We start from the raw sequence: 24,141 nt of genomic DNA on the forward strand, positions 1-24,141 counted from the left end.
CGGAGTCGGTGCCCTCCGCTCCAATCAACATTTGAGTTAGGCATTTTAATCATTAAACCAGCACTTATGGTAAAGAACCTTTTTTCAACAGCATTTGCATTCGAATTCCAGTTTAAGTAAAATAAATTAAGGCAGTTAAATTGAGGGCTCCTTAAGTACAATAGAAAAAAATAGCCTGCCTTGAAAAGGCAAGCTATCATGTCGAATTCAATTATTTTTATTCGAGGAAGTCCTTCAGGCGTTTGCTCCGGCTTGGATGCCTTAGCTTCCTAAGGGCCTTGGCCTCGATTTGCCTGATTCGTTCCCGTGTAACGCCGAAGACCTTTCCGACTTCTTCAAGCGTCCTAGTACGGCCATCATCAAGCCCGAACCGCAAGCGAAGTACATTCTCTTCGCGGTCGGTCAGCGTATCAAGAACGTCCTCAAGCTGCTCCTTCAACAATTCAAAGGCAGCATGCTCCGAAGGCGAAGTCGCGTCCTGGTCCTCAATGAAGTCGCCGAGATGGGAATCGTCTTCTTCACCGATAGGTGTTTCAAGCGATACCGGCTCCTGGGCAATTTTAAGGATTTCCCTTACTTTGTCTGGAGTCAGGTCCATGTCCTCAGCAATCTCTTCTGGAGTTGGTTCACGCCCAAGATCTTGAAGGAGCTGCCTCTGGACCCTGATCAGCTTGTTGATGGTCTCGACCATATGGACAGGGATGCGTATGGTCCTCGCCTGATCAGCAATGGCACGCGTGATTGCCTGGCGGATCCACCAGGTTGCATACGTACTGAATTTAAAGCCTTTACGGTAATCAAATTTTTCGACCGCTTTAATCAGGCCCATGTTTCCTTCCTGGATAAGATCGAGGAACAGCATTCCCCTGCCGACATAGCGCTTTGCAATACTGACGACCAGGCGGAGGTTTGCTTCCGCAAGGCGGCGTTTTGCTTCATCGTCCCCTGCCTCAATCCGGTTCGCAAGCTCAATTTCCTCTTCTGCGGAAAGGAGGTCTACTCGTCCGATTTCCTTTAAATACATACGGACAGGGTCATTGATTTTAACACCAGGAGGGACACTCAAGTCATTTAGGTCGAATTCCACGTCCTCTTCTTTTGCGGTCTTTGTGCCTGCCTCTTCATTGTCTCCAACCAGGTCAATTCCCTGGTCGCCTAGGAATTCGTAGAATTCGTCCATTTGATCGGAATCCAGATCAAAATTTGCCATTCTTTCAGCTATATCGTCATAGGCAAGGTGGCCAACTTTTTTACCCAGTGCTGTTAATTGGTCTTTCACTTGTTCAATGGTCAATTCATTCTCGACCTCGTTTGACCGTGCTGATTTTTCAGCCATAGGTCCCCCTCCTTCAAAATTCAGGCATATTGCTATGCAGCATTACAATAATTTTTGCAATTCAAGTATTTCCTTACCCAGTTCTATTGCTTTTTTGTAATCTTTCTGGGCGTCTGCTTCTTTTTGCTGAACACGTTTTTCTTTTATTTTTAACATCTTTTGATATTTCAACACCTGATGGATGTAATCATTTAACTCCTGATTGCCTAATTCATGATTGAGCGTCATCATTTCTATATCAGCAACCATCCTCCTAAGCTTTTCATCCTTAATATAATTCAGGAACTCTCCCAAATCGAATTGTTCCTTCTCCTCATAGTAGCCGAAAAGATATGTGATGATTGCCTGGTGGTCATCATGGTTGAGCATATTGCCATTAAGCATTTCTTGTATTTTATAAGCATTTTCCCTGTCGCGGAGCATGTGGGCAATCATTTTGCGCTCTGCATTGTAGTGGGCGGGCCTCAGGCCGGCCGCATTCACCGGGATAGGGAGCTCCCTCTTTTTCGGAATCTCACCTTGCAGCTTGCCCTTTTTCGGGGCACTGGCCGCCATCTGCTGCTTCAGTGCTTCAAGAGATAAGGAAAATTCTTCGGCCAGCTGCCTTAGATAATGATCCTTTTCAACTGCCTTCTCAAGGATGCTTATTTCGCTTACTATCTTTTCGATATAAGATAGCCTATCTCCTTCATTCTGAAGATTTTTTCCTCGGCGATAATAATGAAATTTATATGACATCCATGTTAGGCTGGAGCCTATTATGTCATTTTTAAATTTTTCGGCACCAAATTTCCTTATATAATCGTCAGGATCAAGGGCATCAGGCATCATAGCCACTCGGATATCGATTCCCGCTTCGACTAGCAGTCCGCCAGCCCGGAAAGCAGCCTCGATACCAGCATTGTCCGAATCATAGCAGATGGTTACAAACTGCGTGTTTCTGCGGATTAGGGAAATATGCTCCTGAGTGAGCGAGGTGCCCATTGTCGCGATTCCAGTTTCAATCCCAGCGCGGTATGCGGCGATTGCATCGGCAAACCCCTCGAACAGGACAGCGTGGTGTTGCCTTCGAATGGATGGTTTTGCCAAATGGAAGTTATAAAGGGTTTTACTTTTATTAAATATTGGCGTTTCCGGGCTGTTCAGGTATTTAACATCTTCCCCTCCCAGAGCTCTTCCCGAGAACGCAATCGTTCTTCCGTTTTGGTCAAATAAAGGGAACATGATCCTGTTGCGGAAACGGTCAAAATAGGTGCCATCGCGTTCCCTTTTAATGATGAGTCCCGCTTTTTCCATTTCCTCCGGTTTAAAGCCTCTTTTTTGAAGAAACCCAGTAACAAAATCCCATGAATCCAAGGCATAGCCTATTTGAAACGTATCAATCGATTCCCTTGTAAATCCTCTTGCAAACAAATACTCCAAGGCTTCCTGTCCGTCTTTTGTATTTACAAGCAAATGGTGGTAGAATTTCTTTAATAAATCATGGGCTTCGTAGTAGGGCTGCAATTCGGCTTGCCTGGCATTCTCCGCCTGCCCCGAAACGCGCGGGATTTCCAGGGGGATTCCGGCTCTATCAGCCAGTTTTGCGGCAGCTTCGCCAAAAGGCATGCCTTCAAGATCCATTAAAAAAGAAAAAACATTTCCGCCCGCCCCGCAGCCAAAACAATAATAAATCTGCTTATCGGGAGAAACTGAAAAGGATGGTGAATTTTCTCCGTGAAACGGACAAAGGCCAAAGTAATTCCGGCCCTGTTTCTTCAGCTGTACATATTCACCGATAAAATCCACTATATCAACAGATTGCCTAATCTGATTGACCTTTTCTTCGGGTATACGCTCAGCCATGAAAACAACTCCAGTTAACGTTCTTGGCCGCCGGGCAATCCGGGGCCGGGCATTTCTAACAGGATTGCGGACAGTGCATTTACGAACCGTTTCCGTTCCTCGTCCGAAAACGGGGAAGGGCCCTTTCCGTAAATGCCTCTGGCCCGTGCTTTTGATTTTATATACCGAATGTCAAGGGCCGTCTGGATGTCTTTTTCCTCAAATAAAATTCCCCTGGGCGATAGGACATAAACCCCTTTCAGCAGGAGAGTGGAAGCGAGGCCAATATCCTGCGTAATTACTATGTCACCTTTTTTAGCATGGTTCATAATGAAAAGGTCAGCCGCTTCCCGGTCCGAATCGACATATCTCCATTCCCACTGTAAATAGAGCGGATTGGATGTTGCATGGGCATAGGAAGCTACAAATATGGCCGGAACAGAAAAATCGGACGCCAATTGTGCAATTTCCTCTTTTACAGGGCACGAATCCGCATCCACATACACTGTTGGGCATTTTTTTTCCATAGTACTAATTCTACATCCCCCCGTATATTCCTTCTTTTTCGGCAAAGATTATCGGAGATTGTGTCGAATTTTTTTCTATCCGTCGCCTTGACTTCTGACAATAAATAGTTTATTCCTTATAAAGCAAGTCTAAACCTGTAATTTTCGCTTTTTTATCACAATTTTTTATTATAGTACACTTTAAGCGTTTTTACCATTCATTTCTCTTATTTTTTCACTCTGATCTAATTATTAAGAAAAGGAAAACACATGCCCTGGTCGGCCATGTGTTATTCTTTACCCTTTTTGTACCTTGCTTAAAATGACGTTCGCTGTTTCCTCAACAGCTTTATTGGTTACATCGATTACAGGGCATCCAATTTTATCAATCACCTTGTCAAAAAAGTCAAGTTCTTCCTTGATTCTGGCAATATTGGCATAGCTGGCACTATCATTCAGGCCGAGAGAAATCAGGCGTTCCCTGCGAATATTATTCAATTTTTCCGGACTGATTTTAAGCCCGAAGCATTTTTCGGCCGGAACACTATAAAGCTCTTCAGGGGGATCAACCTCGGGAACGAGTGGAACATTCGCAACCTTCAGGCGTTTGTGTGCCAAATATTGTGAAAGCGGAGTTTTGGAAGTTCTAGAAACCCCAATCAGAATGATGTCCGCCTTCATAAGCCCTCTCGGATCCCGTCCATCGTCATATTTAACAGCAAATTCGATTGCCTCAACCTTTTTAAAATAATCCTCGTCCAGTTTCCTGACCAGCCCGGGCTCGAAAAGAGGGGTTACACCGGATAGCTGTTGGATTTGATCCATCAGCGGACCAATCAAATCGACCGCAAAAATCCCGGTTTCATTTGCTTTTTCTTTCATATATGCACGGATTTGCGGTTTTACCAATGTAAAGGCAATCATCCCTTTGTCATGCGCGGCCAGTGCAATGACCTCATCGATATGTTCAATATCCTCGACATATGGAAACCGTTTTATCTTGATATTGTTTCCGTTAAATTGGGTAATTGCCGCTTTCGTCACCAGCTCCGCAGTCTCCCCAACTGAATCCGAAACTACATAGATTATTGGTTTTTCCATGGTTGTAGTTATTCCCCCTATTCCTAACTAAGCTTGTTCTGCGTTCCCAAGGGAGACAAAAGCCCTCGTAATGCTTGTTTTCGTAATTCTGCCTATGACCTCAAAGCCTGCTTCAGTTTCCTTAATTACAGGAATCGAATCAATTTGCCTGTCGATTAATTTTTTTGCGACATCGGTAAGCAAATCTTCCTTCTGGCACATAGTAATATTAGGCATTCTTGTCATGATGATATTGACTGGAAGAGAAGAAAGCTCCTGATTTCCCAAGCTTGCCCGAAGCATATCCTTCCGTGAAAGGACTCCGGCCAGGATAGAGTTTTCGTCTACCACAAACAGAGTCCCCACATCTTCAAGGAACATTGTCACAATCGCATCGTACACGGAAACATTCTCATTCACAACAACAGGCCTGGATTGGTACTCGCTAACCAGTATTTTTTGAAGCTTTTCTGATAAAAGCTGATCGCCAGATTTGCCGGTATAAAAGTATCCGACCCGCGGCCTCGCATCCAGGAAGCCTGCCATTGTTAAAATTGCCAGATCGGGCCTTAGCGTTGCTCTTGTCAAATTCAGTTTTTCGGCAATATTTTCACCCGTTATTGGCCCGTTCTCTTTTACAATTTGCAAAATTAGATCCTGTCGCTTATTCAGTTCTATGTCCCTCACCGCCTATCCACTGTGCTACATACAATTCATTTTTAAAATTGAATTTTACTCTGCAGAAATCCGGCAAGCTCCTCAATCGGAACGCGGGTTTGTTCCATTGTGTCTCGGTCCCTGACCGTTACTTTCCTGTCTTCCGCCGTATCGAAATCGACCGTCACACAGAATGGAGTACCGATTTCATCGTGGCGGCGGTACCGCTTCCCAATCGAACCGGCTTCATCAAAGTCGACCATGAATTCCTTGGAGAGTGATTCAAAAATCTCTCGGGCAGGGTCAGATAGCTTTTTGGATAATGGCAAAACAGCTGCCTTGAATGGAGCGAGTGCTGGATGCAGATGCATAACAGTCCGTGACGTTCCATCCTCCAATTGTTCTTCCTCATATGCATCAATTAAATAAGCGAGTGTCACCCGGTCGGCGCCAAGCGATGGTTCAATGCAATACGGAATATATTTTTCATTTGTTTCTGGGTCAAGGTAATGGAAATCCTCTCCGGAATAGTTCATATGCTGCTTCAGGTCATAGTCGGTACGGGATGCAACGCCCCACAATTCCCCCCAACCGAAAGGAAACTTATATTCAAAGTCAGTCGTCGCATTGCTGTAATGGGACAGTTCATCATCAGAGTGGTCGCGAAGCCTTAGGCGTTCCTTTTTCATACCCAGCGAAAGCAGCCACTTCTCCGCAAACTCCTTCCAGTAGGTGAACCATTCCAACTCGGTGCCCGGCTTGCAGAAAAATTCCAGTTCCATTTGCTCGAATTCTCTTGTCCTAAAGGTAAAGTTCCCAGGCGTGATTTCATTCCTAAAGCTTTTGCCGACCTGCGCAATCCCAAAAGGGAGTTTCTTCCTCATCGTCCTCTGGACATTTTTAAAATTGACGAATATTCCCTGTGCTGTCTCAGGGCGCAAGAAAATTTCATTCGCGCTTGACTCGGTAACCCCTTGGAACGTTTTAAACATTAGATTGAATTGCCTAATGCCGGTGAATTCCTTACTGCCGCAATCAGGACACGCAATATCGTATTCCTTAATCAGCTCTTCCATTTTTTCAAAAGGAAGGCCATCGACGACAAGTTCAATACCTTTTTCATCTAATGCATTCTCGATTATTTTATCCGCACGGTGCCTTGATTTGCACTTTTTGCAGTCAATCATTGGGTCATTGAAGTTGCCGATGTGGCCGGATGCCTCCCATGTCCTCGGATTCATTAAAATGGCCGAATCAAGGCCGACATTATAGGGGGATTCCTGGACAAACTTTTTCCACCAGGCCTTTTTTATATTGTTTTTCAGTTCCACTCCCAGCGGGCCATAATCCCATGTATTCGCGAGCCCTCCATATATTTCAGAACCCGGAAAAACAAAGCCCCGGTGTTTTGCATGGGAGACAATTTGGTCCATTGAAACGCTCATATTACATTTCTCCTTTGTGATAGTATATGTATTCAGGCGCGAAATAAAAAACCCCCGCCTCTATGCCAGTAAGCATAGGGACGAGAGTTTACCCGCGGTTCCACCCTAATTGCTGTAATAAAACAGCCTCTTTGAAAGAATGTTGCTCCGGAACGCCATTCCCAAGCTTCCTGTCCTCCGGCTTCCACCATCCCGGATTCGCTTTTACAGGAGCAGCCAAGTACTCTTTTCCTTCTCTGCAACTTATAGAATTATTATGAAAGCTTTATAAAGATAGTAGCGAAAAAGGGAGCTGATGTCAACCCAGTTATACCATCCCCCTGAGGCTATCCATTGAATCCAAAAACCTTCTTGACTTAAGGCTCAAGCCTGAATATTCCTCATAGTAGGCTGAAATAATCCGCTTCAGTTCTTCCTTAGTCTCTTTTTTTACAGATATATTCCCCAGCCTACCGAGGTCAAAATAGTAAAACAGCCTAAGAAGCCTGGCTCCCGCCTGCGAAAGCTTAAAATGGTATGGATCCTTTTGGATGCAGCGGTGGCATATCAGCCCGCCTTCCCTTATGGAAAACGAAAAATGGCCATCTGTGCTGCCACAAACGGCGCATTGATCGAGGACCGGATAGAGTCCCATAACATTCAGCATCTTCAACTCATAAATAAACATTAGGACTTCGGGATCATGCCCTTCGTTTAAATAGTTCATCGTTTGGTAAAGCAGTTCAAATAGAAACGGATTGGGCTTCCTGTCCTCGGCTGCTTTATCGGTAAGTTCAGCAATATAGCTCGCATACGCGGTAAGGAAGATATCTTCGCGGATTGACCTCATTGAAGAGATGATTTCCCCTTGCTGGAGGCTCCCCATGCCGCTTCCTTTCTGGACAAGGAAATATCCATATGTCAAAAGTTGGGTCGCTGCTGAAAGCCTGCTGTTTGGCTTTTTGGCTCCCCTCGCCATCACACCAATTTTGCCCCATTCCCTGGTAAATAAGGTGATAACCTTATTCGTTTCACCATAATCGGTTGCTCTTATGATGATGCCTTCACATTTTTGGAACATCCCAGTCACCATCCAGGTTTTTAGACAAACTTATGAAACAGGAAAATCTGCTTGCGCTAGTTCTTCGTCGAGATTGCCGGGAATTTCTGTTCGGTCCTTCTCCATTTCCTTAAAGAGAAGATATGTGTCAATATTACCTGTCTGACTGAATACCTTCCAGGTAAAATCCAACATTGAAAACCCCATCCTTTCCTAAATAGACTAGCTCGAATCTAATATCCTGGTTACATTTATCTTAGCCTGCCGTTCGAAAATAATAATACGAAAATATTGTTAATCGTGCCCATGAATAGAACAGGCAATATGCAGAAAAGCATTTTTAATACTCGTCCTCGCGGAAGCCGAATTCACGGAGACTGGACATTTTGTTGCGCCAATCCTTTTGAACCTTCACCCAAAGCTCCAAATAAACCTTTGAGCCAAGAAGCTGTTCAATGTCCATCCTCGCGCGCTTGCCGATTTCCTTTAGCATTCCGCCTTGTTTGCCGATGATTATCCCTTTTTGGGAATCCCGCTCGACAATGATTGCGGCCATGACGCGGACCATATCCTTGTTTTCATCCCGCTCCATTTTTTCAATGATTACCGCAAGCGAATGAGGAACTTCTTCCCTCGTCAAGTGGAGCGCCTTTTCCCTGATTAATTCGGTGACAATGAAGCGTTCTGGATGGTCCGTAACTTGATCGGCCGGATAAAACTGCGGCCCTTCAGGCATATGTCCCTTTATTTGGTCCAAAAGCCGCTCCACATTATTCCCCTCTAGGGCGGAAATTGGTACAATCGCCTCAAACGGATACTTATCTTTGTAATCACTTATAATTCCAAGCAATTTATCGGGATGGACTTTATCAATTTTATTGATAATCAGGAATACAGGCGTCTTGACAGCCTGCAGTTTTTCAATAATGAATTCCTCGCCTTTTCCAAAGCCCTCTTCCGCGCTGACCATGAACAGGACAAGGTCGACACCCTTTAGCGTATTCTGGGCTACCTTCATCATAAAATCGCCAAGTTTATGTTTGGGCTTGTGGATGCCCGGCGTGTCTATAAAAATAAGCTGTGCATCTTCGAGGGTCAATACCCCCTGCACCTTGTTTCGAGTTGTTTGCGGCTTATCGCTCATAATTGCGATTTTTTGTCCGATTACCCTATTTAAAAAAGTTGATTTCCCTACATTTGGGCGACCGATAATCGAAATGAATCCCGATTTATGGCCTTTCTCTCCGTTTAAATCATTTGCCATTGCTGCGAATCCTCCGGTAGTAGCCTAGAAGGTTAATTCCTTCTGCTTTAGTTTCTTTTATTACCTCATTGCAAATCATTAAAACATTATCAGTTTTCTGCATTTAAGTGGTTCTTCTTCCATCTTACATGAAAATGACGTCTGTTTCACCCCTTGAAACCAAATCGTAAAACAAAAGTTAGAATTTTCTTAAAATTACTTTACTTTAGGAAATCCTTGTTTGGACATTGTAGCAATATGTACTGTGAATTTCAAATCGGTCCGGTTTTTTTATCGAACAAAATGCGCAAGCGCCTTGGTCAGCCCCGACCAGATTAAGACGGGGCCCGCAGGACGGGCCTGCCCTCCGGAGGGAACCGGCTTAAGACCTCGAGGGGCTAGGCGCTGGAGCTGGATTAAAACAACTTATTTCGAGTTATTCACAATGTTCTATTTTATAGTTACTTAAGCGAAAAAAAAAGGCGGGGAGCTCCCTGCCTTTTCATGACCCGAACAGGGCAATTATTCTGGGCAAAAAAATTACCAATCCTAAAATGGCTGAAACACAGGCAAAGACGAAAACCGCTCCTGCCGAAATATCCTTTGCTTGTTTTGCAACTGGGTGAAAGTCCTTGGTTACGAGATCGACCGTCCTCTCTACTGCGGTATTCATTAGTTCAAGAGAGAGCATTCCCCCAATGGCGAAAAGAATGAACAGCCATTCCATTTTCGAAATCGAAAAATAGGCAGAAAGGCCAATTGCGGCAGCTCCCGAAATCAGATGGATTTGCATATTCCGTTCCGTTTGTACGGCAGAGACTATCCCCGCCAATGCATGTCCGAATGATTTCAACAGCCGGCTTGGAATGGACCCCCTTTTACCTGGTGAGCCCATATCCATCGAGAATGTCCTTCTGAAGCGAAAACATTTCCTTTTCATCCGCTTCTGTTTCATGGTCATAGCCAAGGAGATGAAGAAACCCGTGAATGGCCAAAAAGCCAAGCTCTCTCATAAACGAATGCCCGTATTCCTCTGCTTGCTCCTTCGTTTTAGGGATGGAAATAATGATATCGCCCAATACTCTTGGAAGGTCACCGCCGGAAATTTCGATTTCACCCTCTCCTGGCTCCTCCATCGGAAAGGATAGCACATCGGTAGGAACATCCTTCTGCCTGTATTCATGATTGATTTCCTGTATTCGTTCATTGCCGACAAAGGTAACAGACACTTCGCTCCCCCCCTCGACTTTCATTTGTTCAGCCGCATAATTCAGCAGGCTTTCAAGGCTGGTAATATCATCTTCCATTACCAAGCCCGTTTCATCCAAAAAATCTACTATCATTTTCATACATCCATCACCTTTTGTTTTGTCATTTCTGTGGGATATTCGATCCGAGAATGGAAAATTCCCTTAAGCGTTTCGCACAATGTATGTTCTACGACTTCAATTTCCCTCAGCGTCAAGTCACATTCATTAAACTGCCCATCCTGAAGCTTGTCTGAAATAATGGAGTGGACCAGTAATTCAATTTGTTCAGGAGTTGGCTGTGCCATTGAGCGGACTGCGGCCTCAACGCTGTCCGCTATTCCGATAATGGCAGTCTCCTTTGTCTGGGCTCTCGGGCCAGGATAGCGGAAATCCGATTCATTGACCGTTCCTGTCTGTTTCGCTTTATGGTAAAAGTACTTTATTATTGATGTTCCATGGTGCTGCTCAGCAATATCTATAATTTCCTTAGGCATGTGGTGCTTTTTCAGCAAGGCGGCGCCATCCGTTGCATGCGCAATAATAATTTGCGCACTTTTCCCGGGTGCTAGCCGGTCATGAGGATTTTCCCTGTTAACCTGGTTCTCGATGAAAAACAAAGGCCTTTTCGTCTTGCCGACATCGTGGTAATAACACCCCACCCTCGCAAGAAGCCCATTGGCTCCTATCGATTCACAGGCAGCTTCTGACATATTCGCGACCATAACGCTATGGTGGTACGTCCCAGGAGCTTCCGTCAGAATTTTTTTAAGTAAAGGGTGATTGGGATTCGAGAGCTCAATCAGCCTCAATGTTGATAATATCCCGAAGCTAGCCTCAAGAAACGGAAGCAGACCGATTGCCAGTACCGCGGAGGCAATCCCGGAAACCGCGGCGAAAATAAAAATCAGCCCGTACTCCATTCCGGTATATTGAGTATTCCGGAGGAAAAGCAGCGACAGGATTACCATAAAATTCACCAATGAAATGAACACGCCTGCCGGCAGTATTTTTGACCTTGCATTATGGTCCTTGAGGAGAAGGGTTGCCGCAATACCGCCGCACAGAATATAAATGCCCGCTGACATATTCAGGGCTCCCGTCGTCTCTTCATTGAAAATGATGCTTCCGCAAATACCCTGGACCGCAGCCGTAAGCCAGGCCAGCCTTTCATCAATCAGGGTTTTAATAATCATGCCAGCCATGGCAGCAGGGAAAAGATAGCTAATCCCCTCATAGCCAAATTGCTGGAATTGGCTGACAATTTTCATGAGGATGATCGATAAAGTAAATATCATCCCAAACAGAAGGAGGTGTGCCTGCTTTTTATCTGGTGAGTCCTTGCGCTCCAGAAAATAATAATAGATTGACGATAAAATAATTACAATTAGGAGCAACAATCCAAACAAAGGTTTTTTCGAATCCTGGCTCTCAAGGAGGCCGGTTAACTTAAGTTGCCTGTAAATTTCATGGCTTATCAGCTCGCCTTCCTCGACAATGACCTGCCCTTCAAGGATTTTGATAGGCTCCACACTCTCCGCAGTACGCCTGCGCAATTCTTCCGTTGCCTGCGGATCATAAAACTCGTTCTGGATTACAGCGAACCTTCCTAAAAAAATCGCAGCCCGTTTCAAGCTGTTGCCAAGTGTTGAGAACTTTAATTCCTCTTCGACCTTTTTCTTTGCATTTTCAACTGCATCCGCGGGAATAGGCTTACTCATTACGTTATTTACCGCTGTTACCGTTAAGTCCTTCGCTATTGCAAGCTGTCCTTTATTGGCGGAAACGAGAGCTGTGAACACTTCCTCCGGCAAATCATCTGTTACAGACTGAGTCAGCCTGCCTTTCAGTTTTTTCACCTTATCCTGAAGCGTGATTTCCTTAGGCAGCGCAGACTGAGGTTCAGGGGTTTCCCCTTCTCCTGCATTTTTTTTCATTTCATTTTGTATTTCCTGGTTCACTTTTATCGCTGTGTCGAAAATCGAGGCGATAAGGTCAACCTGGTTCTGGGTATATTCGCTCTTCAGCGTATAAACTCCCTGTACCCTCTCAAGCTCCTGTTTGCGCTTTTCCTCTGTACTTTCTTTATCCTCGACAGTAATCGGAGAAACCACCGTTTTCTCAGCTATATCTAAAAGACCCATCTTTAACTTATCCGGCTTAACATTGCCGTACATGGACACGAACATGATTGCACCAATCAGGGCAAAAAAGAGAACACGGAAAAAAGCATTATCAAGCAACCGCTTTACCTTCTGAAACTGGCGCCTAAGCAAATCCATTATGGTTTCCCCTTCCCCAAGCTGGATGCCCCTCTTCATTTACCTTATTTCGAAATTATGGACATCTTTCCCTTTTCAAAATCATAACAGTTTTTACTGGAAGTTTCACTTATATTTCGTAAAGGCCCCATTGAACAGGGGAGTGTCTATACATTCTGATTGTCTTGAATGTAAGTGAATTGAGCCGAAACACACCGGTTTTGGGGATAGTTCCGGGAACGGACCAAAAGAAAAAACTGCCCCATGGGAGCAGCTTTTTACTCAGCTTTGCCGTATGCTTCAATAATCCTACCGACAAGAGGGTGCCTGACAACATCACTTTGTTCAAGCCGGATAATGGATATGCCTCTTACCCCGTCCAGTATCTCCTCGGCTGAGAACAGACCGGATTTTACGCCCTTAGGGAGGTCAACCTGAGTTTTATCACCGGTTATAACCATTTTTGAACCAAATCCCAAACGTGTCAGGAACATCTTCATCTGGGCATGGGTTGTGTTCTGCGCTTCATCAAGGATGACAAATGCTTCATCCAATGTCCGCCCTCGCATATAGGCCAGTGGCGCTATCTCAATCGTTCCTCGCTCCATAAGCCTCACCGTATGCTCCATGCCAAGGACGTCGTGAAGTGCATCGTATAGCGGCCTAAGGTAGGGGTCGACCTTTTCCTTCAGGTCTCCCGGCAGGAAGCCGAGGCTCTCGCCTGCTTCAACAGCCGGCCTTGTTAAAATGATCTTGTTAACAATTCCATTTTTCAAGGCTGCTACCGCCATGACAACGGCTAGATACGTTTTCCCCGTCCCGGCGGGTCCAATCCCAAAAACCATATCATTCTTTTTCATGGCATTAATGTAATATCCCTGCCCGATTGTTTTTACCCTGATTGATTTACCTCGCGCATTTTTTGCGATTTCCTCATCGAATAAATTCTCAAAATAATTAAGGGTCCCTTTTCTAGCAAGCTCAATGGCATACAGCATATCCCTTGGGCCGATGGCAATGCCCCTCCTGATGACACGAACAAGCTTGTCTAGGACTGAAGCGGCAAGTTCCGCATTTTCAGCAGGTCCGGCAACGTGGACGGTTTCGCCACGTGATATAACCGAAACCTGCAGTTCCTGTTCCAAAAGTTTAAGATTTGAATCCGAATTTCCAAAAAGGGTTACAGCCTCATTTGGATTTTCAAGCTGAAGTTGGATCATTCTTGAATTTTCTGTCATTCATGAGTCTCCTTGGATAATGGGTTGTCCTATCGCGATATTTTCTACAACTGTATAAAGAATTGACAGCTTAACTTTACCATTCGTAATCGAGCTGTGCAAAATTTTTTCACCTTTGATTATAGCATCTTCATCAATGTGTTTTTTTATATCCGCCCTTGCCAATTCAGAAGCCCTTTTTATTGCTTCACTTTTTGTATAGATCCTTGTAACTTCTTCCCGTTCCCTCATCGTCTTGTTAACGTATGCAATAGGAATCTCCCATTTAAATATTTTCAACCCCGCAGCAGCCGTTTCAGTTTCGTAACTTACCATGCTAACTTTTCCAAATCCCCAGATTGGCAGCTCCATACGACCGATTCGCAAATAATGCTTTTGCTGTTCCTTGCCATTGAACACCTGGAATGTTGCGGATAGGGGAAGTTCAATTTTTCCTTTATACAATGTTTCCCCCCATACTACGCCCTTCGCGGCCACCGGTTCCATAGCACCTTCCTTGCCGATAAGGCCTGATACGAGAAGCTGTCCAGGTACTACACGGTCATTTACCTCGAAGAGCTTTCGGCCCTTTTCGATAAAATAGTTGGCAATGACAGCTTCCTTTTTGGCAATTAGGTGCCTTGGCCCGACATATTCTGGTGATAGGGGCTGGTTCTTTTCCACCACCCGAAAATGGAAGGTAGTCCCCTTTAACTCAACCCCGACCCAGGTAATTGCATCAACCCTGTTCGTTAATTCCTTTTGGATTATTTCAACACTTTCGAGGAAAAACATCGGCTTTCCTCTCTTCACACCCAACTTGTCCAATTCCTGGCGAATCTCATATTCTGTTGCAGGTTTTGCTCCTTTTATTTCTATACCCCAAACTATATTCGATAACAACATGACCACAAAGAAAAATAGAATCGCCCCAATTAAAAATCCGCTGTTGCGGAGGAGCCTCCTTAAAAGGAAAGGGGCTCCCTTTCTCTTAAGGAAAAACACCTTGCACTCACTGTCCCTTGCATACTTACGTATTTCCAGCGCATCGCTTAGCCTCATGGTGAACAGAGCGGATTCAGGGGAAATTCTCCTGGCTTCCCATATTTGCACACCATTCTTAGAGAGTACATTTATAAATCGTTCTAATCCCTTGCCTGTTATCCTAACTGTCACTTTACCCGTAATAAATTCAACCCACCGATTCTTCATTTTGCCCCCCCGGCCTCTTCCTGGATATAAATAACCTGGTCAATTTTCCCTTCAAGCAAAATTTCTTCTGGCAAGATAGTTTTAATAACAAATGCTTTCCCTTTTATCAGAAGCTGCCCTTTCTTTAGCAGCAGCCTTAATTCCCTGTCCGTGAAGGCAAGCAGCCCCCTATGGTTTTCAACGTAAATGTGGATTTGTCCGATCATCGTAATCCGCGGCAAGTCCATCAAAACGTCCTGAGGAAGATCCATTTTTACTGCTATCCAGTTTCGGAGGCGCTGGCCCCATTTTTTTGCCATAAAAAAAGAACCTCCTTTCACATCATATATTTATGAAATGAAAGAAGGTTCTAGCACCTGTTTTTCAACCCAAGCCTCAAATGCCGGGATATGTGATTTTTTATCTTTTATAATAAGGCTTTTTCGATCTTGGCGGGCCAAGTATTTCCGCCCAAACTATCGCATCCGCAAGATTTTTTTCCTTTAGCGATTCTATAGTCAGAGATTCTTCCTGAACAGCTGTAACCTTGCCACGAATTTGACGGGCGGAATCCTGTTTCTTAGCCGGAACCGTGGTGGAAATGGGTACCAGGACTTCTTCCTGGGCAGCCGCAGATTGTTTGGCACGTGCCGGAGCCTGGCCATGGGTCTCCTGATGATGCTGGACTGGGCGCCTGCCTGAACCCCGTGGTTCGGGATTAGTTGCATCCTGAACCATTTCCTTCAGCTCCCTCGTAATCTCAGGAAGCCTCCTTGGACGCTTGTTTTCAGCACTTCGTTTTGATTTTGAAAACATTGAAGTGACAAAAGCGATTAATATAAATAGAAGAATCGGATTTTCAAAAATTCTTTCCAATGTGAGCCTCCTTCCCTGCCTTCAGCAGTTCTGGGCTGGTTATTGTCCGTCCTTTTTATCCTTGCCCATTTTTCCGATTGAGCCTCTCATATCAGTGTCCGCGGAAATATTTTTAAAATTAAGGTAATCCATCACGCCAATATTTCCAGATTTCAAAGCTTCCGCCATCGCAAGCGGCACTTCTGCCTCTGCCTGGACAACCATCGCTCTCATTTCTTCAACCCTTGCTCTCATTTCCTGTTCATTCGCAACAGCCATTGCCCGACGCTCTTCAGCTTTTGCTTGGGCAATTTTCTTGTCGGCTTCAGCCTGTTCGGTCTGAAGCTCCGCACCGATATTTTTGCCGATATCTACATCCGCGATATCAATGGATAGGATTTCAAATGCTGTTCCCGCATCAAGCCCCTTTGCAAGGACCGTTTGGGAAATCAAATCTGGATTTTCCAGAACTTTGCTGTGGTTTTCAGAAGAACCAATCGTCGAAACGACCCCTTCACCAACACGGGCAACAACAGTTTCCTCTCCAGCACCACCGACGAGGCGGTCGATGTTCGCGCGTACGGTAATTCTGGCCTTTGCCTTAACCTCGATCCCGTTCATGGCAACCCCGGCAATAAAAGGAGTTTCAATAACCTTTGGGTTAACGCTCATTTGGACGGCTTCAAGCACGTCACGGCCAGCAAGGTCAATTGCAGCGCTGCGTTCAAAAGAAAGCTCTATATTCGCCCTGTGGGCGGCAATCAAGGCATTCACGACCCTGTCAACATTCCCCCCGGCCAAATAGTGGCTTTCCAGTTGGTTTGTTGTTACATTCAATCCTGCCTTGTGCGCCTTAATCAGAGGGTTAATTACCCTGTGTGGCGTAACACGGCGGAGCCTCATTCCTACAAGTGTAAAAATGCTCACCCTGACGCCCGCAGCCAAAGCGGAAATCCAAAGCATGACTGGGACAAAAGAAAGCAATATCCCAAATACAATAATAGCGACTGCTACAATAGCAATCATAAAAACAGCCTCGTTTGTTAACATGGTCCAGCCTCCTATTTAATCTCTCTTACGACAACTCTTGGCCCTTCAACTTCAATCACCTTCACCCTCGCATTTTGCGAGATGAATGAGCCCTCTGTTACAACATCCACACGCTCATTATTGATAATGGCAGTGCCCGACGGGCGTAGTACGGTTTGTGCAATTCCTTCCTTGCCCATCAAGTCCGTTCTATTCTCGTTGGAAACATAGCCATCTTCTTTGCGGGCGCTATCGAACAGGACCATCGAATTGAACAAAGTCATTTTTTTATGGAAAACCTTTATTAATAAAATGAATAAGACAATCGAAAATAAAATCGAAATAAGCAGTGAAACCCCCATCTGAAACGTGTTCCCTCCCGCCAGGAATAGGCTTCCCACAAGGGCCGCAATCCCGAGTGTGCCGGCTACCGCTCCCGGCAAGAAAAATTCCATAAAGATTAGGACAATGCCGACAACAAAAAGAGCGAGCGTCCCAAACCCGGCGAGACCCGCCATAAAGTGGCCATAAAAAAACAATAGCAATGCAGAAAGCCCTACTAGACCTGGAAGGCCAATCCGCGGTGAAAACAGTTCAAGGACGAAGGCCATGCCTGCGATAGACAATAATATTGTTACAACAATAGGGTCTGTTATAAATTCAGCCATACTTTTATCCCCCCCTTCCATACTCCCCTGCTCTATTATGTACGTTTATCTATATTAAAAGTTTCGTCCCGATAAAATTAAAACCGCAGGCTTACGCCTGCGGCCATTGATGTCAGTTGAATTATGAAAGGTGTTGTTGCACAAGTTTATTCACAAGCGATCCGTCTGCCTTGCCTTTAACTTTAGGCATGATAGCAGCCATCACTTTCCCCATATCAGCTTTGGAATTTGCACCTGTTTCTGCGATTGTTTCTTTGACAATCCTCTCCAGTTCTTCTTCGGAAAGCTGCTGAGGCATGTAAATTTCAACAATCGACAGTTCCTGGCGCAATTTTTCAACCAGGTCAGGACGACCTGCTTTATCAAATTCATGAAGGGAGTCTTTCCGTTGTTTCATTTCGCGAGAAAGGACAGTCAGCTCTTCATCTTCCGATAATTCCCTTCCATGCTTAATGGCTTCATTCTGCATGGAGGCTTTAACCATTCGGATGACCGTAAGCTTGTCTTTGTCTTTTGTTTTCATCGCTTGTTTCATGTCATTATTTAAACGCTCGAGAAGACTCATAGGTCCACCCTCTCTTAAAACTTACGTTTTCTGGCTGCTTCAGACTTCTTCTTACGCTTGACACTTGGTTTTTCGTAGAATTCGCGCTTTCTTGCTTCTTGGATAGTACCTGACTTAGATACAGTACGTTTAAAGCGTCGAAGAGCATCTTCAAGCGATTCGTTTTTACGAACGACGGTTTTAGACATTCTCTTTCCCTCCCTCCGAACACAACACACTCACATCAAACACATGGAAAACCATGTACTTTGCCATTATAATACAACCTTTTAATGAGGTCAACTGAATTTACATGAAGGATACAGTTAAATGTCCACTTTTTTATAATAATCTAGAATCCTCAGTACTGATAGGCTTTACTGCCAAAAAATTCATTCATGGTCTCCCTGGACAGGCCATAGACTGGTAGAGGGAGTGGATGCCGTGAAGTATATCATTTTATTTTGCTTATGCATTGGGCTGTTCATATTAGGAATGGCTATTATTCGGATTGGGATGTTCAATATATCCGGAAATCGGTTAAAAGTGCTGCTTCAAAAATTAACAAGCAACCCATTAAAAGGAATGGCCACAGGTACGCTGGTTACAGCCATCCTTCAAAGTAGTTCAACGGTAATGGTGCTTGCCATAGGATTGATTTCCGCCAGGGTTTTGACCTTTCCGCAATCTATCGGGATTATTTTGGGAACAAATATCGGGACGACTTTTAAAACGGAACTGATTACTTTTGATCTTGGCGGAATCCTTGTGCCAATAGCCGCGGCAGGAGGACTATTAATGTTTGCAAGAAAGGTTGTGCTAAGAAGTGCTGGTATGGTCCTACTTGGCATTGCTTCGGTCTTCACCGCAATGAAAGGATTTGAAGCATTGTCAATGCCCCTTACTTCTGTTGATGCCGTCCATAGGCTTTTGTTGTCTTTGAACGAGCATATTTTGATTGGGATAGCCGCGGGGGCTTTCATGACTGCTATTATTCAATCCAGTACGGCGATGACGGGAATCGCAATGGGCTTCCTTACCTCGGGGATTCTCGGGCTTGAAGCGGGCATCGCCGTCATGCTCGGCGCTAATATCGGGACATGCATCACCGCGCTCATCGCAGCGATAGGCGGGGGCCTGGAGGCGAGATTGGCTGCTTTTGCCCATGTATGGCTAAATGTTATTGGAGTCCTGCTTTTTATCCCTCTTATCCCAACCCTCGCGGATTTGGGCCCTGAGATTGCAAAATCGCCAGATGTCCAGCTGGCCCACATCAGTGTCATTTTCAATGTATCAACATCAATATTGGCGCTTCCTTTTGCCGAAAGGTTCGGCAGAATGATCATGTATCTTCACGGAAGGTAAAATACAAAGAAAGCAGAGGCCATTATACGGCTTCTGCTTTTACATTATACGATTGCTTTTGTTTCCATTCCTGCTTCCTCGGCCTCCATTACGCGGACGAATTGGCCTTCGTTATACGGATATCCCGCTTTGGAAATTTTAACTTTCACGATTTTACCGATCATGTCCTCAGTGGCTTGGAAAACAACCTTCAGGTAGTTATCGGTGTAGCCGACATAAAGGCCTTTTTTGTCCCCTTCCTTGAATTCCTCTTCCGGAATCACTTCAAGGACTTCCCCTTCAAAGTGTGAGGCGTATTCCTTGGCCAATTGGTCTGAAAGGGCGATTAGCCGGTGAACGCGCTCATTTTTAACTTCTTCATCAACCTGGTCTTCCATCCTTGCGGCAGGTGTACCCGTCCGCTTGGAATAAGGGAATACATGGAGTTCCGAGAATTGATGTTTTTTGATGAAATGATAGGTTTCCATAAACTCTTCTTCCGTTTCGCCAGGGAAGCCGACAATTACATCCGAAGTTACAGCAAGGCCTGGCAAAGCTTCCTTCAGACGGTCAAGCCGTTCGCCGAAAAACTCCATTGTATACTTGCGGCGCATTCTCTTTAAAACGGTATCTGACCCGGACTGGAGCGGAATATGAAGATGGCGTACGACAAGATTCGAATCATTAATTACTTGAATGACTTCATCGGTGATTTGGCTGGCTTCAATCGAAGAAATCCTGAGGCGTTTTAGCCCTTTTACTTCGGCTTCAAGGTCACGAAGAAGGGCTGCCAGATTATAATCCTTCAAATCTTCACCGTACCCGCCGGTATGGATGCCGGTAAGGACAATCTCCTTATAGCCAGCATCGACAAGCTGCTGGGCCTGGCGGATGACTTCCTCTGGATTACGGGATCTCATAAGGCCGCGGGCCCACGGAATGATGCAGAACGTGCAGAAATTATTGCATCCTTCCTGAATTTTCAAGGATGCACGTGTCCTGTCAGTAAAGGCCGGAACATCAAGCTCCTCATACACACGGTTCTTCATAATGTTGCGGACGCCATTGATTGGCTGGCGTTCTTCTTTGTATTGAGCAATATAGTCAAGCATTTTAACCCGGTCCTGCGTTCCTACGACAATATCAACCCCGGGTATAGCCATGATTTCGGCAGGGGATGTCTGCGCATAACAGCCAGTCACGCAAATGACTGCATCCGGATTCTTGCGGATTGCCCTTCTAATGACCTGACGGCTTTTCTTATCACCGGTGTTCGTTACTGTACAGGTATTAATTATATATACGTCTGAGGACGACTCAAATTCCACTCTCTCGTAGCCTTCCTGTTTGAACAATTGCCAAATTGCTTCAGTCTCATAGTGGTTCACCTTGCATCCAAGAGTATGAAACGCGACTGTAGGCATGTAAACTCACCTCATTAATTCTAAATGGTAGGATATTGCCGCCAGCGCATAGAGCGGGGCGGTTTCTGTCCTTAAAATCCGCGGGCCCAGCCCGCACAGCTGAAAACCATGTTCCTTTAAGAGCGTGGCTTCCCCATCGGTAAGCCCTCCCTCAGGGCCAAAAACCATCAGCAGGGATTGGCCTGCTTTTATATTCATCAGTGCTTCAGAGAAAACAGATGTTTCTCCGGACCTGCTTTCCTCTTCATATGCGACGAGCCGAACATCGTAGTTCTGGCCGTCTGCGAGCAAGGAGCGAAAATCAACGGGCGATGATACCTGAGGTACTACACTCCGGTGCGATTGTTCGGCTGCTTCCTTGGCAATTTTCTGCCATCGGTCCACCTTTTTGCCGGACTTTTTCTCATCCAGCTTAACTACCGAACGGACGGCTGCAAACGGAATAAACCGGTGCGCTCCCATTTCGGTGCCCTTTTGAATGACCCACTCCAGTTTGTCTCCCTTTGGAAGCCCGCTTGCTATCGTTACACGAACGGGAAGCTCTGTATTCCCATCATTCCATTTTACAACGTCAGCAACGACGGTATCAGAGGTAATTTCTGCAATTTTGCATACAGCGCTCCTCCCATCCTGAGTAACACAGATGATTTCGTCTCCTTCAACCATCCGCATAACCTTTACGATGTGGAATCGATCATCCCCTTCCAGGGTAAAACGATCCTGTTCCATTTTTTCAACAAAATAGCGCTGCATACGAAGCCCCCTCTGTAAGCAATATTTCTATTTTACTAAAAGTTCCTAATAAAGTCACTTAGTTAATTCCTTCTCAAACCTAAAAAGGGCATCCGCATGAAAAGCGGACGCCAACTCTCCTAAACTTTACTTCTTTTCTGCAATAATCGCTACCCAGTCCTCCATCACGATTGTTTCCGAAATCGTGAAACCAACATTGAGGAGCGCATCCTTTACCAAATCCTTTTTGGCCTGGATGATTCCGGATGCAATGAAAGTGCCTCCCGCCTTTAATACACGGGCTACGTCTTCTGTAAATCGTAAAAACACTTCGGCAAGAATATTGGCCACAATGACGTCAGCAGAGGAATCCTCAATACCATCAAGCAGATTGTTTTGGGCAACCGACACATTATCCTGGACTTTATTCAGCTTAATATTCAACTTTGCTGACTTGACAGCTACTTCATCCAGGTCATAAGCCCTTGTGGAAGAAGCGCCGAGCAGCGCGGCCGCAATGCTCAAGACCCCGGAACCCGTCCCTACATCAATGACTTCATCCCCCTGTTTGACCGTCCTCTCAAGAGCCTGTATACACATTACGGTCGTAGGATGGGTACCTGTACCAAATGCCATGCCTGGATCGAGTTCGATTATCAATTCATCGCTAGTTACAGGGCTATATTCCTCCCATGTAGGGACAATTGTAAACCGTTCTGAAATTTTCACAGGATTATAATACTTCTTCCAGGCAGTAGCCCATTCTTCTTCATTTACTTCAGAGATGGTAACCCTGTTTAGACCGATATCAATATCATGGATAATCAAGTTATTGATTGATTCCTTAATGGCATCAACGGTTTCACCTAAGAAGCTGTTTACTGAAAGGTACGCCTTTACAATAACCCCTTCCTCGGGGTAATCGTTTGGGTCAAGTTGATAAATTTCTCCAAATTGGTCTTCCCGTTCTTTAATAAGCTCAAAAGGATCCTCGATGACCACACCGCTGGCTCCCGCCTCATGGAGGATATGGGAAATTGGTTCAACTGCTTCATTCGCCGTATGGATGCTGATTTCAGACCATTTCATCTTGAATGCCCCACTCTCAATCGCCTTTAAAGGCGCGTTTTACTTTTGAAAAAAAGCTCTCTTCATGCTCACCCAGCGGCACACCGCCACTGATTTCGGCAAATTCACGGAGTATCTGCTTTTGTTTGTCCGACAGTTTAGTCGGGGTGATGATCCGGACTATCACGTGCTGGTCCCCTGTACCATAGCCCCTGACATTTGGAATTCCTTTTCCGCGCAACCTGAACTTTGTTCCAGTTTGTGTTCCTGCAGGAATTTTCAGTTTGACCTTTCCATGCAATGTCGGTACTTCAATTTCATCGCCGAGCGAAGCCTGGACAAATGTTAAAGGCATTTCACAATAAACATCGTCCCCGTCCCGCTCGAAGAATTCATGAGGCCTAACGTGGAAAACAACATACAGGTCGCCAGGAGGCCCTCCATTAACGCCCGCTTCACCCTGGCCAGCCATCCTAAGCTGCTGTCCATCATCAATTCCGGCTGGAATTTTCACATGGATTTTCCGGCGTTTCCTAACCTTTCCTTCACCGCTGCAGGTTGAGCATTTTTGCTTGATTTCTTTACCGGTGCCATTACAGTAGTTACAAACTCTCCGGTTGACGATCCGGCCAAAAGGCGTATTTTGTTCAACATTCAGCTGTCCCGTTCCATGGCAATGGCGACAGGTTTCCGGATGTGTTCCCGGCTTAGCCCCAGATCCGTGGCAAGTATTGCATGTTTCTTCACGAGGAATTTCGATGTCGGCCTCCTTGCCGAACGCCGCTTCCTCGAATGAAACCGCCATTGTATACTGGAGGTCAGCGCCCTGCCTCGGCGCGTTCGGATCTCTCCTTCTTGCCGCTCCTCCACCAAAGAAAGAATTGAATATATCTTCAAACCCGCCAAATCCTCCGCCAAAATCAGCACCGCCCCCGAAGCCTTGATTCGGATCCGTATGTCCGAACTGGTCGTAGTGGGCACGCTTTTGGTCATCGCTCAGCGTTTCATATGCCTCTTTTACTTCCTTGAACTTCTCGTCCGCATCGGGTTCCTTGTTTATATCAGGATGAAGTTGTTTTGAAAGCTTCCGGTATGCCTTCTTGATTTCATCCTTCGAGGCACCCTTGCCGACACCCAAGGCTTCATAATAATCCCTTTTGCTCATCTAACCACTCCCGAAATTCTCACATAAAAATAATTGTAGCACTCGTATGGATGTTAAACAATATAAAGATGGGTGGACTTGCCCGTGGCAATCCACAGAAAAAGCCAAAGCCGGTTAACTTGACTTTGACTTTTCTGATGTAGAGCGGCACCCCTAACACGGCCGCTTCTGTTATTCTACTGACCAGCTGCTGCGGCCAGCGCCTAGTGGACTTCGGTCCCCTCGCTACGATAAGTCAACATCGGGGCCCTCCAGTCCATACGGCG

25 protein-coding genes are annotated in these 24,141 nt (G+C 45.4%); 1 reads left to right on the forward strand and 24 read right to left on the reverse strand.

Features of this window, described 5'->3' with window-relative positions:
- Positions 1 to 217: 217 nt before the first annotated feature.
- The 20 genes from rpoD to rpsU form a co-directional block, all read right to left on the reverse strand.
- Positions 218 to 1,336 (reverse strand): RNA polymerase sigma factor RpoD, encoded by a 1,119-nt coding sequence (gene rpoD, locus AR337_RS06265; protein WP_059171166.1) that lies wholly within the window; start codon positions 1,334 to 1,336, stop codon positions 218 to 220.
- 42 nt (positions 1,337 to 1,378) lie between these two features.
- Positions 1,379 to 3,181: a DNA primase gene (dnaG, locus tag AR337_RS06270; protein WP_059171167.1), complete on the reverse strand. Its 1,803-nt coding sequence runs from the start codon at positions 3,179 to 3,181 to the stop codon at positions 1,379 to 1,381.
- Positions 3,182 to 3,195: 14 nt separating this feature from the next.
- Positions 3,196 to 3,687, reverse strand: a complete 492-nt coding sequence (locus AR337_RS06275) for a DUF188 domain-containing protein (protein WP_082686877.1) — start codon at positions 3,685 to 3,687, stop codon at positions 3,196 to 3,198.
- Positions 3,688 to 3,963: 276 nt separating this feature from the next.
- Positions 3,964 to 4,767, reverse strand: coding sequence for a pyruvate, water dikinase regulatory protein (locus AR337_RS06280; protein WP_059171168.1), 804 nt, complete (start codon positions 4,765 to 4,767; stop codon positions 3,964 to 3,966).
- A gap of 27 nt (positions 4,768 to 4,794) precedes the next feature.
- Positions 4,795 to 5,433 carry a helix-turn-helix transcriptional regulator gene (locus tag AR337_RS06285; RefSeq protein WP_059171169.1) on the reverse strand — a complete coding sequence of 213 codons (639 nt, stop codon included), beginning with the start codon at positions 5,431 to 5,433 and terminating at the stop codon, positions 4,795 to 4,797.
- Between the two features lie 32 nt (positions 5,434 to 5,465).
- Positions 5,466 to 6,848: a glycine--tRNA ligase gene (locus AR337_RS06290; RefSeq protein ID WP_059171170.1), complete on the reverse strand. Its 1,383-nt coding sequence runs from the start codon at positions 6,846 to 6,848 to the stop codon at positions 5,466 to 5,468.
- 307 nt (positions 6,849 to 7,155) lie between these two features.
- On the reverse strand, positions 7,156 to 7,908 hold the full coding sequence (recO, locus tag AR337_RS06295) for a DNA repair protein RecO (protein WP_059171171.1): 753 nt from the start codon (positions 7,906 to 7,908) through the stop codon (positions 7,156 to 7,158).
- A gap of 30 nt (positions 7,909 to 7,938) precedes the next feature.
- A complete protein-coding gene (locus tag AR337_RS22630) occupies positions 7,939 to 8,082 on the reverse strand; it encodes a YqzL family protein (protein ID WP_082686878.1) in 144 nt (47 codons plus the stop codon).
- 145 nt (positions 8,083 to 8,227) lie between these two features.
- Complete coding sequence (era, locus tag AR337_RS06300; RefSeq protein ID WP_059171172.1) at positions 8,228 to 9,151, reverse strand: GTPase Era; 924 nt, start codon at positions 9,149 to 9,151, stop codon at positions 8,228 to 8,230.
- A 481-nt stretch (positions 9,152 to 9,632) separates the two neighbouring features.
- Entirely contained in the window at positions 9,633 to 10,031 is a 399-nt protein-coding gene (locus AR337_RS06305; RefSeq protein ID WP_059171173.1) for a diacylglycerol kinase family protein, read from the reverse strand.
- Complete coding sequence (gene ybeY, locus AR337_RS06310) at positions 10,009 to 10,479, reverse strand: rRNA maturation RNase YbeY (protein WP_059171174.1); 471 nt, start codon at positions 10,477 to 10,479, stop codon at positions 10,009 to 10,011. The genes AR337_RS06305 and ybeY overlap by 23 nt, the downstream gene beginning before the upstream one ends.
- Entirely contained in the window at positions 10,476 to 12,659 is a 2,184-nt protein-coding gene (locus AR337_RS06315) for an HD family phosphohydrolase (protein WP_059171175.1), read from the reverse strand. Before AR337_RS06315 ends, ybeY begins: the two co-directional genes overlap by 4 nt.
- 257 nt (positions 12,660 to 12,916) lie before the next feature.
- Positions 12,917 to 13,876, reverse strand: coding sequence for a PhoH family protein (locus tag AR337_RS06320; protein WP_059171176.1), 960 nt, complete (start codon positions 13,874 to 13,876; stop codon positions 12,917 to 12,919).
- Positions 13,877 to 15,067 carry a sporulation protein YqfD gene (gene yqfD, locus AR337_RS06325; RefSeq protein ID WP_059171177.1) on the reverse strand — a complete coding sequence of 397 codons (1,191 nt, stop codon included), beginning with the start codon at positions 15,065 to 15,067 and terminating at the stop codon, positions 13,877 to 13,879.
- The gene (yqfC, locus tag AR337_RS06330; protein WP_059171178.1) at positions 15,064 to 15,366 is read right to left on the reverse strand and encodes a sporulation protein YqfC; all 303 of its coding nucleotides are present in this window, start codon (positions 15,364 to 15,366) and stop codon (positions 15,064 to 15,066) included. Before yqfC ends, yqfD begins: the two co-directional genes overlap by 4 nt.
- 100 nt (positions 15,367 to 15,466) lie before the next feature.
- The gene (locus tag AR337_RS06335; RefSeq protein ID WP_059171179.1) at positions 15,467 to 15,922 is read right to left on the reverse strand and encodes a hypothetical protein; all 456 of its coding nucleotides are present in this window, start codon (positions 15,920 to 15,922) and stop codon (positions 15,467 to 15,469) included.
- A gap of 39 nt (positions 15,923 to 15,961) precedes the next feature.
- The gene (gene floA / locus AR337_RS06340; RefSeq protein ID WP_059171180.1) at positions 15,962 to 16,951 is read right to left on the reverse strand and encodes a flotillin-like protein FloA; all 990 of its coding nucleotides are present in this window, start codon (positions 16,949 to 16,951) and stop codon (positions 15,962 to 15,964) included.
- Positions 16,952 to 16,962: 11 nt separating this feature from the next.
- Positions 16,963 to 17,598: a nodulation protein NfeD gene (locus AR337_RS06345; RefSeq protein WP_059171181.1), complete on the reverse strand. Its 636-nt coding sequence runs from the start codon at positions 17,596 to 17,598 to the stop codon at positions 16,963 to 16,965.
- Between the two features lie 121 nt (positions 17,599 to 17,719).
- On the reverse strand, positions 17,720 to 18,163 hold the full coding sequence (locus tag AR337_RS06350; RefSeq protein ID WP_059171182.1) for a GatB/YqeY domain-containing protein: 444 nt from the start codon (positions 18,161 to 18,163) through the stop codon (positions 17,720 to 17,722).
- Positions 18,164 to 18,177: 14 nt separating this feature from the next.
- On the reverse strand, positions 18,178 to 18,351 hold the full coding sequence (rpsU, locus tag AR337_RS06355; protein ID WP_015595024.1) for a 30S ribosomal protein S21: 174 nt from the start codon (positions 18,349 to 18,351) through the stop codon (positions 18,178 to 18,180).
- A 235-nt stretch (positions 18,352 to 18,586) separates the two neighbouring features.
- Between rpsU and AR337_RS06360 the strand changes: the two genes are divergently transcribed.
- Positions 18,587 to 19,507 (forward strand): Na/Pi symporter, encoded by a 921-nt coding sequence (locus tag AR337_RS06360; RefSeq protein ID WP_082686879.1) that lies wholly within the window; start codon positions 18,587 to 18,589, stop codon positions 19,505 to 19,507.
- Positions 19,508 to 19,551: 44 nt separating this feature from the next.
- Here the strand turns inward: AR337_RS06360 and mtaB are convergent, their stop codons facing one another.
- The 4 genes from mtaB to dnaJ form a co-directional block, all read right to left on the reverse strand.
- Entirely contained in the window at positions 19,552 to 20,910 is a 1,359-nt protein-coding gene (gene mtaB, locus AR337_RS06365; protein ID WP_059171183.1) for a tRNA (N(6)-L-threonylcarbamoyladenosine(37)-C(2))-methylthiotransferase MtaB, read from the reverse strand.
- A 6-nt stretch (positions 20,911 to 20,916) separates the two neighbouring features.
- Positions 20,917 to 21,663: a 16S rRNA (uracil(1498)-N(3))-methyltransferase gene (locus AR337_RS06370; protein WP_059171184.1), complete on the reverse strand. Its 747-nt coding sequence runs from the start codon at positions 21,661 to 21,663 to the stop codon at positions 20,917 to 20,919.
- A 126-nt stretch (positions 21,664 to 21,789) separates the two neighbouring features.
- Positions 21,790 to 22,731 carry a 50S ribosomal protein L11 methyltransferase gene (gene prmA / locus AR337_RS06375; RefSeq protein ID WP_059171185.1) on the reverse strand — a complete coding sequence of 314 codons (942 nt, stop codon included), beginning with the start codon at positions 22,729 to 22,731 and terminating at the stop codon, positions 21,790 to 21,792.
- A gap of 16 nt (positions 22,732 to 22,747) precedes the next feature.
- On the reverse strand, positions 22,748 to 23,875 hold the full coding sequence (gene dnaJ / locus AR337_RS06380) for a molecular chaperone DnaJ (protein ID WP_059171186.1): 1,128 nt from the start codon (positions 23,873 to 23,875) through the stop codon (positions 22,748 to 22,750).
- Positions 23,876 to 24,141: the final 266 nt, after the last annotated feature.

Origin of the sequence: Bacillus sp. FJAT-27445 (assembly GCF_001510665.1) — a bacterium.
Classification (GTDB): Bacteria; Bacillota; Bacilli; order Bacillales; family Cytobacillaceae; genus Bacillus_D.